Below are 14,772 nucleotides of genomic sequence, written 5' to 3'. Positions count from 1 at the left end.
CTCGTGGCGGCGTCACATCGAGATGTTGATCGTGGGCGACTGGTCCGTCGTCCAGTCGCTGACGCCCGGGAAGTAGGTCGTCTCCTCGTCGCCGCCCCGGGTCGTGTGGATCTGGTACCGGCGATTCGCTCCGCAGTTGAAGAGCGCCCCGTAGACGACCGATTTCGTCTGACCGGCGCCGACCGACTCGGACGAGGTCTTCGCGAGCTTGTCCCACGTGCCGCCGGACACCTTCACCTTGCTCTCGTCCCAGTCGACCGTGAACGGCCGGCTGCCGGAGTTGTGCACGCGCACCGTGATCTGGCAGCCGGCCACCGCGTCGTTCGGCGCGCTCGCGGCGATCGCGGCGCCGATGGGCAACGCGAGGGCAGCGGCGATCAAGGTCCGGCGAATGAGCACATGTCGTTCGAACATCATGGCGAGTTCTCCTGGGGTGGCGCTGCCGTCGATTCATCTCGACGGCTCGCTCGCGCAGGGACCTCAGCAACCGGCAGGCCAGCTGCGAACTCGCGCCGAACCGCGAAGATTGAGCCTCGTCTCGGCCGCGCGCCGCCCGCCTCCGCTGCGCGGGGGTGCTCGCGCCGAGCCCTCGGGCGCCTGCACGCGCCGCTGGCCAGGAGCGCCGCGGGTGACACATCGCCACGAGGGTGTCACGTGACACCCTGTGGCAGGTGAGCCAGCGGCCCCGCGGTCAGCCCCACCCCTCCAGCACCAGCTTGCCCACCGCCTGCCCCGACTCGATGCGGGCGTGCGCGGCGCGCAGGTTCGCCGCGCTGATCCGGCCGAAGTGCTCGCGGCGCGTCGTGCGGACCCGCCCCTCGTCGACCCACGCCGCCACGCGTGTGAGGATCGCCCGCTGCGCGGCCATGTCCGCTGTCTCGTAGAGGGACCGCGTGAACATCAGCTCCCACGCGAAGGTCGCGCTCTTCGACATGAGCTTCCCGAGATCGAGGGGCGCCTTCGCCTCGACGATCCCCACGATGCGCCCGCGCGGCGCCACGAGGTCCGCCATCGTGTCCCACCACGCCTCGGTGCTCTGCGTGTTGAAGATGAGCTCCACGTGCTGCAGCCCCGCGGACTCGAGCTGCGGGCGGAGCGGCGCGTGGTGGTCGACGAGGACGTCCGCGCCGAGGGAGCGCGCCCACGCCCGGCTCTCCTCGCGCGAGGCGGTGGCGACGACCCGCAGCCCTGCGGCCTTGGCGAGCTGCACCACCATCGAGCCCACGCCGCCGGCGCCGCCGAGGACGAGCAAGGCGCTCCCCGCGTCGCGCCCCTCGGGGTCGACGCCGAGGCGCTCGAAGAGCCCCTCCCACGCGGTCAGCGAGGTGAGCGGCAGCGCCGCCGCGTCGGCGAACCCGAGCGACCGTGGCATCGGCGCGGCGATGCGCTCGTCGACGAGGTGCACCTCCGCGTTGCTGCCCGGCCGCGCGATGCTGCCGGCGTAATAGACCCTGTCTCCCGGCCGAAACACGGTGACGTCCGCGCCGACCGACTCGACGATGCCGGCGGCGTCCCAGCCGAGGATGCGCGGCGGGTCCTCGACCCGGGGCTTCGGCGCGCGGACCTTCACGTCGACCGGGTTCACGGCCACCGCGCACACCCGCACGCGCAGATCGCGCGGCCTCGGCGTCGGCTCCGGCAGCTGGAGATCGAGCAGGCTCTCGGGGTGCTCGATGGGAAGGTAACGGTGGACTCCTACGGCGTGCATGGCGTTGCTCCTCTGCGGGGCCGGCAAGAGGCCCCGTCACGCGCCGCAAGGTGACTCTCGCCGGCGTGACGGACAATCCACGCGCGGCGACCAAGATCTGTGAATGCCGTTCACAGATCGACCCGGTCGCAACCCTGCCGCTGCCGCTCTCCGCAGGTCATGTCTGTTACCTCTACGGCATGCGAAGAGGCTTGCTCCCGTTTCTCTTGTTCATGAGCGCTGGCCTCATGACTGTCCAGGCGGCGCGCCCGCGCTGGCAGATCGAGACACCGGCCGAGTGCGGCGCGAGCGCCGTCATCCAGTCGAACCGGCCTCTCCCGATCACCGCGGCGGCGTTCGACGCGGCGGGCCTGCGCTTCTCTCCACAGAACGTCGAGCACCCGGCGGTCGACGTGGTGGGGACCGGCGTGGGGCTCCGGGTGCGCGAGGGGGGCGCGCCCTCCGATATCGTCGCGACCGGGGACGGCAGCGTCGTGATCACCGCGGCCGACGGCGGCGCATCGCGCGAGATCTCGGTGATCCCTGCCGCCCGCATCGACGCCATGGACGTGGCGTTCGCGCTCCCGGGCGTCGCGGGGGGTATCAGGGCCCTCGTGGATGGCGAGACGTTCGATGGGTTCCACCGCACGGGGAACCGGGTGGTCGCCGTGATCTCCGGCCTCGCGTCCGGCGGTGTTCCGCTGTGCAGCGAGGCGAGGACCGAGGATTTCGAGGTGACGTCCTCCACGCCGGAGGCTTGCGCCGTCGATGGCCGGTTCTGCGAGAGCACCGAGGTCCCTCGCGGGGATATGTTGACCCGCTCCGCGGAGGTCATCGCCGACGGGAGGTGCGCGGTGCGCGTCGATGCGCCGGCGTTCGCCGGCGGGGCCGGCCTGGGCGCGGCGATCTCCGTGACCCTGAAGGGCACCGAATCGATGATCGATCTCACGCCCTAGCACTACTGCGGGAAGTCGGAGGGGGAAGCGAACCGCCATGGCGCCAAGGGCGCCAAGAAACCAGGGACATGAGAGGGAAAAATGCCGGGACGGCACTCCTTCTTCGCCCTTGGCGACCTTGGCGCCATGGCGGTTTTTCTGCCGATCCGGGGCAACTTTCCGCAGTAGTGCTAGGCTGACCGGCACGTGAACAAGGTGGCCCTGTCTTCTTCCTTGCGTGGGAAAGCCGCCCCAAAGTACTTCTTGGTGCGAGAGCCGTCTCCGCTCGAACAGATCGAGGAGATCACCATGCCCTGGTATGTCCATTTCGCGCACTTCTTCGGTGCGGCGTTCCTCGCCAATGCGCTCCCCCATTTGATCGCCGGTGTATCCGGCCAACCGCTGCAGACCCCGTTTGCATCACCGCCATTCAAGGGGTTGTCGCCGCCGACGGTGAACGTCGCCTGGGCGCTGGCCAACCTCGCCTTCGCGTACCTCTTGCTCGTGCGCGTCGAAGCCCTCGACCTCCGGAGCTGGCCTGACGTTGGCGTCTCTTTTGTCGGGTTCGGCGCCATGGCCCTCCAGTGCTCTCGTTCTCTCGCTCGCATTCGCAAGCAGGCCGTCCCCTGACCTGCCCCGCCGCGGGGCGGTCCCACAGGAGCTCGGCGCACCGCCTCTCAACGTGCATCGTCAGCGCCGCGCACGAGGATGACACGGGTCTTCGACAGCCCGTCGTGCAGGCCCACGGGCGCGCCGCCCCGCCGCGTCAGAAACGTGAACGCCTCGAAGGGGATGAACCGGCACAGGGTGCGGATCGCGATCCGACCGAGGCCGGCGCGGCTGCCGTCCTCCATCACGACCCGCGTGCCAGTGACGAGCTTGCCCAGCGTGGCGCCGAAGATCGCCTCCATCGAGACATAGTACGCGAACATCATCACGAGACTGAGCAATGTATCGTTGATCCGCTCGAGCGCCTCGCCGCCTGCGATGAGCCCGAAGAGCCCGCCCACGAGGAACGTGAACAGCAGCATTCCCGCGTAATCGACGATGAGGTTCACGAACCGCCGGCCGCCGCTCGCGAGCCGCAACCGCGAGCGCGTCTCCGGTTGCAGCGCCGCGGGTGCGTCTGCCTTGGGTGCTTCGTAGGGGTTGTAGCCCTCGGCGGGCTGGGCGGTCGGAGAACTCATGAGACCTCTCGATGCGGGTTGGGTGACGTCGCGGCGCGGCGCTCGAGGGCAGACTGCCCCCGGAGTCGACGCGCCCAACCGCATGCTACGCCCCGCAGGCGGCGGCGTGAAGACAGCCCCGTCGACCCGGCGATGAACGATCAAACCGGACACGCTTTTCGGAGTGTGGACGGATCGGCGCTCAGGGCGAGCTCCTGAGCGGCCTCGTCCCCGAGCCTGTCGATGCATCGAAGGGGTCGCCGTCACTCCACGGCGTGCGGGGCATGCCGCGACCATGAGGGTGGCCGCGGCATGCCCCGCTGGGGGGACGTATGTACCGGCTCAGTGCCAGGTCTTCAGGACATCGGCCTTGCCGTCGGCGTTGAAGTCGCCGAGCGCGACCTGGGAGAGCGTGGCGCTGGCGGTGTTCAGGGTCGACCAGGCGGCGGTGCCGCTGAGGGACACGTACCAGGTCGAGCCGGTGGCGCGGAACGCGTCAGCCTTGCCATCCCCATTGAAGTCCGCAAACTTGAGGGACGAGACGGTGGTGCTGGCCGTGTTGAGCGTCGTCCAGCCGCCGGTGCCCGCGGAGGACATGTACCAGTGCGTGCCGTCGGCGCGGAACACGTCGTCCTTGCCATCCCCATTGAAGTCCGCAAACCTGAGGTCCGAGACGGTGTAGCTAGACGAGTTGAGCGTCGTCCAGCCGCCGGAGCCGCCGGAGGAATAGTACCACGCCGAGCCGTCGGCGCGGAACACGTCGTCCTTGCCATCCCCATTGAAGTCCGCAAACCGGAGGTCCGAGAGCGCGGTGCTGGACGTGTTGAGCTGCACCCAGCTGCCGGTGCCGCCGTAGCACACCCACCAGTGCGAGCCGTCGGCGTTGAACACGTCGGTCTTGCCATCCCCGTTGAAGTCCGCAAACCGGAGGTCCGAGAGGGTGTAGCCAGAGCTGCGGAGCAGCGTCCAGCCGCCGGTGCCGCCGGAGGAATAGTACCACGCCGAGCCGTCGGCGCGGAACAGGTCGTCCTTGCCATCTCCGTTGAAATCACCCACCCGGAGGTCGGACACCGAGATCTCCGACGCGTTGATGGAGTCCCACCCGCTCGTGCCCGCCCAGGACACGGCCCAGCCGCTATAGAAGCGCATCACGCCTTCGATGTCGGTCGCGCTGAGCAACCCGCCGTTGTTCCAATCGGGGTTGCAGTAGTTCATTACCGAGTCCAGATCCCACGCGCCGACGGTGACGTTGCCATTGGAGCCTTGCTCCTCGTCGCACCAGGCCGGCGTGTCCGGGCGGTTCTGCTCGTGCGCGAAGCCGAGGGCGTGGCCGAACTCGTGCACGGCGATGCTCCGGATGCAGCTCTCGCGGTTCGATTGGCAGCTGGTCAGGATGTTGTTGAAGGTGAAGTTGAGAACCATCCCGTTGGCCACGCCGTCGAGGTCGTCGCCGAGGTCTTCGGTGTGGGGCAGCTCGTCAGAGACCTTGATGCGAATTCCGGAGCTGCTGCTGTTGCAGGTGCCCCAGCCCTGAAAACGCACCCCGGAGGCCGCCTCCCAGGTGTTGGCCACCGCGCTGCGCACCCATCCTTTCTCGGTAGTCGAGCTCGCGGCATTCTCCCAGCACACGGGGATGAAGAGCGTGTCCCAGATGAGCCCCGAATCGACGTAGAGCTCCTGGCCCTCCTCGGTGATGTCGGCGCCGTCTTCGCTGTCGTACGGAGCAACGCCGTCGCCGGCGCTGCAGCCGAGGCCCAAGAGGATGGAAGCGGCGCTGAAGGCGAGATAACGAAAGCTTTTCATGGCTATTCTCCCAAAGAAATGTTCGTGCATGTCCACGCGGTCCGCGGCGCCGGGGCCTGCGCCGCGGTGCCACGAAGCGTCGGGCAGCCTGTGTCTCTGAGGCGCTCGTCCAGCAGCGGGCGAGAGCGTTCGAGACAGAGCGCGACGTTCGCCGCAGCGCTTTGCAGAGGCCGTGCCAGGGTCCTGTACGGCCCGTAGAATCTTGAAAAGAGCGTCACCAGCGCTCAGATCCGGCAGCGGCCTGGCTCCGGCGCGCGGCGGAGTGACATGTCACGCCCCCGTTGTGACATGTCACGCCCTCGTTGTGACATGTGACGCTCCATGAGCCGCTGGTCATGCTGGAACGCCACCTCCCCGCCCCCCCGCACAACATCGACCAGGCCGGCGTCTCCGTCGATTCAGCTGCCGATCGCGGGACCGGCCCAGCGGCATCACGGGCCGGCCCGCGATGCTGCTCACGTCGACGAGGAGGCCGCGCCGTGCTGCCGCCGCGTCGCCCCACCCGCGCCGCTCGGCCGGCGCGCGATCGGCCCGCACGCCGGCTGAAACGTCGCCCCGCTTGCAGCGGGTGCCCGTTCCTGGCTACGCGTCCATGCAAGGAGGGTCCCGATGGCAACGACCGCTGTTCTCCAGTTCCTGCCTGACTGGCAGCACGCGCAGCAAGGTCTGATCGAGCGCGGGGGGAAGCTGAGGATCGAGTATGAGCTGAGCCGCCTGTCGCGCTGCTTCACGACGTGGCGCGGCGCCGAGATCGGCGACATCACCGCCTACGTCCGCTTTCACCCGCGCGGCGCGATCGTGCAGGGGAGCGTCGTCGAGGAGGTGCGGGCCCCGGGGAACCCGCCCGGGCACGTCGTCGCGCACAGGCCCGCGGCCCTGGAGATCTCGGTGCCCGACGACGCGACCCAGGCGGAGCTCTGGTTCCACGGCTTCTCGCAGACCAGCCGCCGGTGCGAGGCGTGGGACACGCGCTTCGGCGACAACTACTGGTTCGACGTGGGCGGCCCGCCGCCGCGGATCCCGGCGCAGCCGGTCCTCTACCGCGCGGGGGCGCAGCGGCGCCCCGACATCACGAACGTCCGCGCCTTGCGGGTCTCGAAGGTCAACGCGTTCCCGAGGCCCGCACAGGGGCCGATCCTGGGGAAAGACATCCAGACCCACGTGGACCTCGACGCGTGGGTCAGCCATTCGGCGTGGGGCGCCAAGGCATGGATCGATGTCCACGTGTTCGACGGCCACGACGCGCTCGTCCACGCCGAGACGATCCCGCTTTCGTATACCGGGTGGGGCCCGAACCAGCAGTTCAGCTTCGCGGGCAAGATTTTCCAGGGATCCACCGCGACGCCGGGCTCGGTGTCGCCGCGGCCGGACGCGCGCAGGGTGCAGCTCCGGCTCTATTACGAGATCGACGGCCAGGTGTTCACGGATGGAGTCCTGCACCAGGCCGAGCTCCCCGAGGACGCGCTGATCTGATCGGCGCCGCGCCGGCTCGCCGCGGGAGAGCGCCCCATGCTAAGAGGGCGTTGCCATGGCGAGCCGCTTCTACGTCACGACGCCCATCTATTACATCAACGACGTCCCGCACCTCGGCACCGCCTACACGACGATCGCCGCGGATGTGCTGTGCCGCTACCACCGGCTGCGCGGCCACGAGAGCCGCATGCTCACCGGCACGGACGAGCACGGCCTCAAGATCCAGCGCGCGGCCGAGGCGCGCGGCGTCGCGCCGGGCGCCCACGCCGACGAGATCGCCGCCGTCTTCCGCGCCACGTGGCCGAAGCTCGGCTGCGCTCCCGACGACTTCATCCGCACGAGCGAGCCGCGCCACAAGAAGGCCGTGCAGGAGCTCTGGAGCCGGATCAAGGCGCGCGGGGACATCTACCTCGGCCACTACGAGGGGCTCTACTGCGTCGGCTGCGAGGCCTACTACACCGAGAAGGACCTGGAGCAGCCCGGGAACGTCTGCCCGCTGCACAAGAAGCCCGCCGAGAGCGTCAAGGAAGAGAGCTACTTCTTCCGCCTGTCCAGGTACGGAGACGCGCTGCTCGACTATTACAAGCGCAACCCGACCTTCGTGCAGCCGGCGAGCCGCCTGAACGAGGTGGTGAGCTTCGTGCGCGAGGGGCTCCAGGATCTGTCGGTCTCCCGCACCACGTTCCAGTGGGGCATCCCCGTCCCCGACGACCCGAAGCACGTCATGTACGTCTGGTTCGACGCGCTGGCGAACTACATGACCGCCCTCCGGGAGCCGGAGGACAACACGCGCTTCTGGCCCGCGGACGTGCACCTCGTCGGCAAGGACATCCTGCGCTTCCACGCCGTCTACTGGCCTGCGTTCCTGCTCTCGGCCGGCTACAGCGAGGCGGAGCTGCCGCGCCAGGTCTTCGCCCACGGGTTCCTCACGTACAGCGGGCAGAAGATGTCGAAGACCCTCCGCAACACGATCAGCCCCGTCGAGGTGGCGACCGCCCTCTCCGAGGCGGCCGCGGCGGCCCTGCCCGGCGGCCCGGGCGCGGCGGACGTCGGGGTGGACGTGGTGCGGTATTGCCTGATGCGGGCGATCTCGTTCGGTCAGGACGGCGACTTCAGCCTCCAGGACGTGCTGTCGCGGTATGGCTCGGAGCTCGGCAATGCGCTCGGCAACCTGCTGAATCGCGTGCTCCCGTTCGCGGAGGAGGTCCCCGTGAAGGGGGCCTCGGGCCCGCTCGAGGAGGAGCTCGCCGGGGCGCAGCGGCAGGCCGCGGCGGCCGCGGCGACGGCGTTCGACGCGAACCAGCCGACGCGCGCGCTCGACGCGATCTGGACGGTGATCGCCGCGGCGAACCTCTACATCGACAAGGCCGCTCCGTGGGTGGCCAAGAAGACGGACCCGGCGCGCCTCGGGACGATCATCGCGACCTTGATCGAGCAGCTCGAGGCGATCAGCGTGATGATCTCCCCCGTGATGCCGATCGTGGCGGGCAGGATGCGCGAGCAGCTCGGGCTGCCGCCGATCGCGTTCGAGGAGGGCAGCGATCGCTGGCCGATGGCGCTCCCCTCGCGAGCGCCGGGCGAGAAGCTCCGCAGGGGCTCACCCATCTTCCCGCGCCTCGAGAAGGAGAAAGAGGCCGAGCTGCTCGCCCGGTTCGCCCCGCCGCGGCCGGACGGCGAGCCGGGGAAGGCCGATGCGAAGGCCGCCCCGGAGGCGAAGGCCGCGCCCGCGGCGAGCGGCGGTGCCGAGGGGGCCGCCCCGCCGGCGCGCCAGGGCAAGAGCCCTGTGGCGTTCGACGATTTCGCCCGGCTGGACCTCAGGATCGGCGTGGTCACGAGCGCTGAGCGCGTGAAGAAGAAGGACCGGCTGCTCGATCTGCGGGTCGACACCGGCGACGGCGCTCCGCGGCGCATCATCTCGGGCATCGCGGCGAGCTACGCTCCGGAAGAGCTGGTGGGCAAGCGGATCGTCGTCATCTGCAACCTGCCGCCGCGCGACTTCGGCAAAGGGCTCGTGTCCGAAGGCATGCTGCTGACCGCCGAGGTCGAAGGGCGAGTCCGCACCATCACGGTCGAGGACGCCGCGCCGGGCACGCCTGTGCTCTGATACCGCACGCCGGCACGCGATTCGCAGCGCAGCGACACGAGGGGAGCGAAACACCGGCCTCTGGTGGTGGGGGACTTTGGCCGCAGGTGTTTTTTTTGAACCGCCAAGTCGCCAGAAGACGCCAAGAAAACACAAAAAATCTTGGCGTCTTCTGGCGACTTGGCGGTTCCATCGTTCCCGCAGGGTCGAGCAATCCCCTCACCCCCGGCCTCCCCGGCCGCGCGGCGTGATCGCGGTCGCCGCGCCGCGATCGTGCTTTGCGCGCCGGTGGGCAGGGGACCACCGGGGATGCCGGTCCGCGCGCCGGGGGGCGTGCTAGAACTGGTCGATGCGCGCTTGCCTTGGCACGAGGAGGCGGTGAGCATCTCCCTGCGGGGGCGCGATGCCGTGGCCCTGGCCATGGCGGTCGCGGCGCACGCCGCGATCCTCGCCGCGCCGACGCCGGAGCGGCCTCCGGAGGGCCCTGCCGAGGCGTCCGCGATCGTGGATGGCATCGATTTCGAGCTGGAACCACCGGCTCCCCAGGCCACAACCGCGGCGCCGGCCGGGGGCGAGCCGGTCGCGGGCGAGCCGGAGGCGGCCGGCGAGATCGGCAAGGCCGCTCCAGCCGAGAAGGCGCAGGCGCCCGCGCCGGGCGCCGCGGCGGCCAAGGTCGCCTCGGTGGAGCGCGCGAGGCCGGCGCCGGCAGCCCCCGCCGCCGAGCCGAAGGCCGCGCCTCCGGAGACGGCGCCACCCGCAGCCGGAGCCGCCGCCCGGCCTGCGGCCGAGGCCGCCGCGCCCATCGCCGAGGCTCCCGGCGCACCCGCGCCCGCCGCAGAGGCCCCTGCGCCCGCCGCGGAGGCCCCGGGGGCCCCGGCGACGGCGCCGCCCGGCGACGAGTACGGAGGGGCACCGCCCGCGGAGGGCGGGGGCATCGCGCTCGCCCCAGGGCTCGGGACGCCCCTCTGGGCCGTGCCCGGCGTGCTCCCCGGCCCCGACGCGCCGCGCGCCGCCCCGACGGCCGCCCCGCGCGCCCGCCCGGTGGATCCGGCGATCGCGGGCACGGTGCTGAACGAGACGCTGCACAGCAAGGACAAGAGCGTGGGGATCAGCGTCCCCGCCGCGGGCGCTGTGGCGAGCACCCTGGCGGACATGGTGCGCTCCTCGGCCGCGCCCCTCGACGCGCGGGCGACCTTCGAGGTCAAGCTCGGCGCCGACGGCCAGGTCCTCGGCGTCCGGCTGGTGAGCGCGTCGGCCGGGGACGGCCCCACGTGGGATCGCATCGTGGACGGGGCCAAGAGCGCGCTCGCGGGGAGCGCGCTGCAGATGGGGCCTGACCGGCAGCCGGTGACCGTGACGGTCAAGGTCCAGTCCAAGGTGCAGTATCCGTCCGGCAGCAAGAAGAAGCCCAAGCCGGAGCTCGTGTGCGCCGAGGAGGTGCTCGAGCAGCTCCAGCTGGCGATGGAGGACCCGAGTCGGCTCGGCCAGCTGCGCGGCCCGGGCGACGGGGCGCCGCCGGCGAGCGACATGGATGAAGAAGAGCGAAAGAGGAGGTTCTGCATCCCTGTCGGGCTCCGCGTAAAGGGCGATCTGTCCGATGTCGGCGCGCACAAGGTCAACGTGGTCTCGGCGTCGTTCGCTGTGAAGCGCGAGGGCGAGCGCGCCCTGCCGCACGAGGACATCCTGCCGATCGACACGCGCGTCCCGTGGGCGCCCAAGGACCCGAACAAGACGAAGCTCCCGCCGCCCAAGAAGAAGAAGTGGAAGAAGAAGAAGGAGCCTTGAGGGCCCCGGCCTGCTCACCACCCTGACGGGCTGCAAAGTGACGCTACGGGCGCCTGGGGTCGATCAGGTATTCGCGCTCGCGGTACTCGAAGTAGCCGAAATCGGCCGGGCGCCCGGCGCCCGACATGTCCTGGCACGCCATGCCGACGAACGCACCGGTGAAGTTGGGAAGGCCGGGCGCGGAGGCCTCGTCCGAGAGGATGCTGGCGTCCAGGTGCTCCGGAAACCAGCTCCAGTCCGCACCGTTGAGGCTGTAGGCGAAGTAGAGCCGGTCGTTGTCGAGCTCGGCGCGCAGGTGCACGGGCGCTGTGCCCGGGATGGGGACGGGTGCGGTGAAGGCGTCCGCCATGACCCCATCCGGGATCGCCGACATGATCCGGACATAGCGCCCGACCGTCTCATCGTGCGAGATGTGCAGGTAATGGAACTTGCTCGCGTTGTAGTAGCAGATGAGCCCGGCCATCTGCTGATAACGCTCGGGCGCGAAGTCGACCGACGTGACCGCTGTGTAGCAGTGCGCCTGCTGGCGGCGTGCGACGAGCGACTGGCGGAACAGGCTGCCGAGCGTCTCGCGGCCGTAGAGCCGGAGATGACCGGGACGCGCCGTGAGGCTGAACAGCTCGTCGGGGTAGGGCGAGCGCAGCCACTGGAAGTCGATCGGCAGCTGCGGTGAGTCGAAGTCCTCGCGGGCGGCCGGGGCGGGGAATGGATGCGCGGGCAGGCCGGGGGCTGGGACCTCGACGCGCGGGATACCTTCACCATCGGCCGTGCGAAGCCAGCCGTCGTCCGACCAGACCATCCTCTGGATCGCGGTCTCGCGGCCGAGCGTCGAGCGCCCGCGGTTCGGGATGGGACGGCTGCACAGGTGGACCATGTACACGTCGCCCGACGGCGTATCGCAAAGGTCAGCGTGGCCCGCGCGCTGCAGCGCGACGTCGGCGCGAGCGCGCGAGGTCAGGATGTACGTCTCGGGGTGCAGCTCGTACGGGCCGGTGAGGTCACGGGAGCGCGCCATGGTGACGGCGTGGCCCTGGTACGTGCCGCCCTCGGCGGTGATCAGGTAGTAGAAGCCGCCGCGCTTGTAGAGGTGCGAACCTTCGGTGTAGCCGATCGACGTGCCTTTGAAGATGTTCGTGACAGGCCCGATGAGCTTGCGCTCGGCGTGCGAGTACTCCTGGAGCACGATGCCGGCGAAGCGATTGCGACCGGGCCGGTGGTCCCACAGCATGTTGCTCAGGTACTTGCGGCCGTCGTCGTCGTGGAACAGCGAGGGGTCGAAGCCGCTCGAGTTGAGATGAACGGGATCCGACCACTCGCCGTCGATGGTGGGGCTGGTCACCAGGTAGTTGTGGAAGTCGCGCATGGACGCGCCGGACGCGCCGCTGACGCTGGTCCGGCCGTAGCGCTTCACGTCGGTGTAGATCAACCAGAACAGGCCATCCGCATACGTCAGGCACGGCGCCCAGACGCCGCACGAATCGCCGTCGCCAAGCAGGTTCAACTGGCTCGCGCGGTTGAGCGGGCGCGAGAGCAGACGCCAGTGCACGAGATCGCGCGAGTGGTGGATCTGCACGCCGGGGTACCACTCGAAGGTCGAGGTCGCGACGTAGTAGTCGTCGCCGACGCGGACGATGGACGGATCGGGGTTGAAGCCCGGCAGGATCGGATTGCGGATGACGGGATCAGGCATGGATGAATGGCTCGCCGGCGATGGTTCAGAGGACGATCGCGCCGAGGATATCGAAAGACGAAGCTGCCGCCGCCAAAAAAGAAGAAGTGCAAGAAGAAGGAGCCCTGAGGGCCGCGTCCCGCGCCCGCCGCGCCGCGCCGCCGGGCGGCCTGAACCGGCGCCTCCCGCGGTCAGAAGCCCCAGACGAGCGGGACGACGATGACGGTGGTCGCGAGCACGAGGAGCTGCAGCGGCAGCCCCACGCGCGTGAAATCGTTGAATCGATAGCCGCCCGGCGCGATCACCAGGACGTTCACCGGAGAAGCGATCGGCGTGGCGAACGCCGCGGAAGACGCGAACGCGACGCCGATGAGCAAGGGCTCTGGCGCGAGGCCCAGCGCCTCGGCCAGACGAACCGCGAGGGGGGCCACGAGCAGGGCCGTCGTGGTGTTGGAGAGGACCATCCCGATGGCCGAGGTGAACAGGACGAGCAGACCGAGGACCACCGTGGGCCGCGCCCCCGTGAGGAGCTGCTCGACCGCGGACACGGCGACCCCCATCGCCTCGGTGCGCTCCAGCGCCGTGGAGACAGGGATCATCCCCGCGATGAGCACGACGCTCTCCCAGTTCACGGCGCGGTAGGCGTCCGCCGGGCGCACGCACCGCGCGAGCACCAGGAGGACCGCGGCGAGCAGCACGGCGACCACGTTGGGCAGCCACCCGAACGCCATGATGACGAGCATCCCCAGGGTGACCCCCACGGCAGCAAGGGCGCGCCCGCGATCGACGAGCGCGGCGCTCGGCGCGTCGGGCTCGGCGACGAGCACGAGATCCCGCCGCTCGTCGCGGAGGTTCCTCAGGTGCTTCTGCCGCCCTTTCACGAGGAGCGTATCGCCGGCGCGGAGCTTGAGATCGCGCAGCTCGGGCGTCGCATGGAACACCGGCAGCGATCCTCCGCCTCGGCGGATCGCGAGCACGTTGGCGCGGTAGCGATCGCGGAACTTGGCTTCCCGCAGGGTCTGTCCCGCCAGCCCGGAGCGCCGCGGGAGCACGACCTCACACATGGACTCTTCGTCAGGCAACGAGAAGACGGGGCGCTCCGGGAGCGCTTCGAGCTCGAAGCGCTCCGCGAGCGCGGCGATCGCGCTGTCGCTCCCGAGCACGCGCAGCTCGTCGCCCACGACGAACACCGCTTGTGGAACGACGCGCTTGGCCAGGGGGCCACGAGGCCCGTCGTGCGTGATCCCCACCACGGTCACGCCGAAGTCGGCGCGGAGGTTCGCGGCGCCGAGCGTGAGGCCGGCGAGCTTCGAGCCCGGGGTGACGCGCAAGGCGCGCAGCGACGTGCCGAGCTCGTAGTCCATGGCGAGATCGTTCAGCGTGAGCGAGCGCGGCGCGCCCGCGTCCGCCGCGTCCGCCTTGCCAGGGAGCAGGCGACGACCGAGCGACACGACGTAGCCCACACCGATCACGAGCACGGCGAGGCCTGGAACGATGAAGCTGAAGAAGCGGAATGGCTCGCGCCCCGCCTCACGGAGGGCGTCGCTCACGAGGAGGTTCGGCGGCGTGCTGATGAGCGTCAGGTTGCTCCCGAGGTGCGCGGCGAACGCCACGGGCATGAGGAGCCTCGCGGGCGCGATTCCGCGCTTCAACGCGAGGGTCCCCACCACCGGCAGGAGGATCGCCACGGTCCCTGTGGAGCTCATGAAGGCGGAGAGGAGCGCCGTCGCCCCCATCACGACCACCATCACCCTCGCCTCTCCCGATCCCGCGACGCGCTCGAGGCGGTGACCCAGCCAGTCGGCGACGCCCGTGTCCGTCAGCGCGGCCCCCACGATGAACAGGCCAGCTATCATGAGCACGGCCGGGTTGCTGAACCCGGCGAGCGCGTCCGAGACCGTGGTGACGCCGGAGAGGGTGAGCGCGAGCAAGGACATCATCGCCACGACGTCGAGCCGCAGGCGATCGCTCACGAACAGGACGATCGTGGCCCCGAGGATGGCCAACGTGAGGGCAGCTTCCGGCGTCATGCGACGGCGGAGCCTAGCCGAGGGGGCCGCAGATCCAACCCCCTATCGTCTCACCGTCTCACAGCGCTCACGCCGTCTTGCCCTCCGCGGGTCGAGCCGGCGCGCGCGTCCAGGCGCCGCCGGAGCGTGCTTCGCTGCCGC

The 14,772-nt window shown here is 70.1% G+C and carries 11 protein-coding genes; 5 read left to right on the top strand and 6 right to left on the bottom strand.

Going from position 1 to position 14,772, the window contains the following annotated elements; translation table 11 throughout:
• Window positions 1-12 precede the first annotated feature (12 nt).
• Window positions 13-417, bottom strand: coding sequence for a hypothetical protein (locus tag WMF45_RS00790; RefSeq protein ID WP_437715066.1), 405 nt, complete (start codon window positions 415-417; stop codon window positions 13-15).
• A gap of 274 nt (window positions 418-691) precedes the next feature.
• Complete coding sequence (locus tag WMF45_RS00785; RefSeq protein ID WP_437715065.1) at window positions 692-1,708, bottom strand: zinc-binding alcohol dehydrogenase family protein; 1,017 nt, start codon at window positions 1,706-1,708, stop codon at window positions 692-694.
• 65 nt (window positions 1,709-1,773) lie between these two features.
• Here WMF45_RS00785 and WMF45_RS00780 point away from each other — a divergent pair, with 65 nt between their 5' ends.
• Complete coding sequence (locus WMF45_RS00780) at window positions 1,774-2,643, top strand: hypothetical protein (RefSeq protein WP_437715064.1); 870 nt, start codon at window positions 1,774-1,776, stop codon at window positions 2,641-2,643.
• A gap of 186 nt (window positions 2,644-2,829) precedes the next feature.
• On the top strand, window positions 2,830-3,252 hold the full coding sequence (locus tag WMF45_RS00775) for a hypothetical protein (RefSeq protein ID WP_437715063.1): 423 nt from the start codon (window positions 2,830-2,832) through the stop codon (window positions 3,250-3,252).
• A gap of 47 nt (window positions 3,253-3,299) precedes the next feature.
• Here WMF45_RS00775 and WMF45_RS00770 read toward each other — a convergent pair whose 3' ends face one another.
• Window positions 3,300-3,809, bottom strand: a complete 510-nt coding sequence (locus WMF45_RS00770; protein WP_437715062.1) for an RDD family protein — start codon at window positions 3,807-3,809, stop codon at window positions 3,300-3,302.
• A gap of 321 nt (window positions 3,810-4,130) precedes the next feature.
• Window positions 4,131-5,591, bottom strand: a complete 1,461-nt coding sequence (locus tag WMF45_RS00765) for an FG-GAP-like repeat-containing protein (protein WP_437715061.1) — start codon at window positions 5,589-5,591, stop codon at window positions 4,131-4,133.
• Window positions 5,592-6,200: 609 nt separating this feature from the next.
• On the opposite strand from WMF45_RS00765, the gene WMF45_RS00760 reads away from it, so the two are divergent.
• The 3 genes from WMF45_RS00760 to WMF45_RS00750 all read left to right on the top strand — a co-directional run bounded on the left by WMF45_RS00760 (window position 6,201) and on the right by WMF45_RS00750 (window position 10,932).
• The gene (locus tag WMF45_RS00760) at window positions 6,201-7,064 is read left to right on the top strand and encodes a DUF6209 family protein (RefSeq protein WP_437715060.1); all 864 of its coding nucleotides are present in this window, start codon (window positions 6,201-6,203) and stop codon (window positions 7,062-7,064) included.
• 55 nt (window positions 7,065-7,119) lie between these two features.
• Window positions 7,120-9,168, top strand: coding sequence for a methionine--tRNA ligase (metG, locus tag WMF45_RS00755; protein WP_437715059.1), 2,049 nt, complete (start codon window positions 7,120-7,122; stop codon window positions 9,166-9,168).
• 357 nt (window positions 9,169-9,525) lie between these two features.
• A complete protein-coding gene (locus WMF45_RS00750; RefSeq protein WP_437715058.1) occupies window positions 9,526-10,932 on the top strand; it encodes a hypothetical protein in 1,407 nt (468 codons plus the stop codon).
• A 43-nt stretch (window positions 10,933-10,975) separates the two neighbouring features.
• On the opposite strand, the gene WMF45_RS00745 is transcribed toward WMF45_RS00750, so the two are convergent.
• A complete protein-coding gene (locus tag WMF45_RS00745; protein WP_437715057.1) occupies window positions 10,976-12,622 on the bottom strand; it encodes a glycoside hydrolase family 43 protein in 1,647 nt (548 codons plus the stop codon).
• Between the two features lie 170 nt (window positions 12,623-12,792).
• Window positions 12,793-14,631, bottom strand: coding sequence for an SLC13 family permease (locus WMF45_RS00740; RefSeq protein WP_437715056.1), 1,839 nt, complete (start codon window positions 14,629-14,631; stop codon window positions 12,793-12,795).
• Window positions 14,632-14,772 lie beyond the last annotated feature (141 nt).

Source organism: Sorangium sp. So ce448 (assembly GCF_051520915.1).
Lineage (GTDB): Bacteria > Myxococcota_A > Polyangia > Polyangiales > Polyangiaceae > Sorangium > Sorangium cellulosum_B.
This window is presented reverse-complemented; position numbering and strand designations above follow the sequence as displayed.

What these genes read in the sequence shown, in the direction of transcription:
- WMF45_RS00790 (WP_437715066.1), bottom strand. Translation starts at nt 417, where the DNA reads ATGATGTTCGAACGACATGTGCTCATTCGCCGGACCTTGATCGCCGCT.
- WMF45_RS00745 (WP_437715057.1), bottom strand. Translation starts at nt 12,622, where the DNA reads ATGCCTGATCCCGTCATCCGCAATCCGATCCTGCCGGGCTTCAACCCC.
- WMF45_RS00760 (WP_437715060.1), top strand. Translation starts at nt 6,201, where the DNA reads ATGGCAACGACCGCTGTTCTCCAGTTCCTGCCTGACTGGCAGCACGCG.
- WMF45_RS00740 (WP_437715056.1), bottom strand. Translation starts at nt 14,631, where the DNA reads ATGACGCCGGAAGCTGCCCTCACGTTGGCCATCCTCGGGGCCACGATC.
- WMF45_RS00765 (WP_437715061.1), bottom strand. Translation starts at nt 5,591, where the DNA reads ATGAAAAGCTTTCGTTATCTCGCCTTCAGCGCCGCTTCCATCCTCTTG.
- WMF45_RS00785 (WP_437715065.1), bottom strand. Translation starts at nt 1,708, where the DNA reads ATGCACGCCGTAGGAGTCCACCGTTACCTTCCCATCGAGCACCCCGAG.
- metG (WP_437715059.1), top strand. Translation starts at nt 7,120, where the DNA reads ATGGCGAGCCGCTTCTACGTCACGACGCCCATCTATTACATCAACGAC.
- WMF45_RS00770 (WP_437715062.1), bottom strand. Translation starts at nt 3,809, where the DNA reads ATGAGTTCTCCGACCGCCCAGCCCGCCGAGGGCTACAACCCCTACGAA.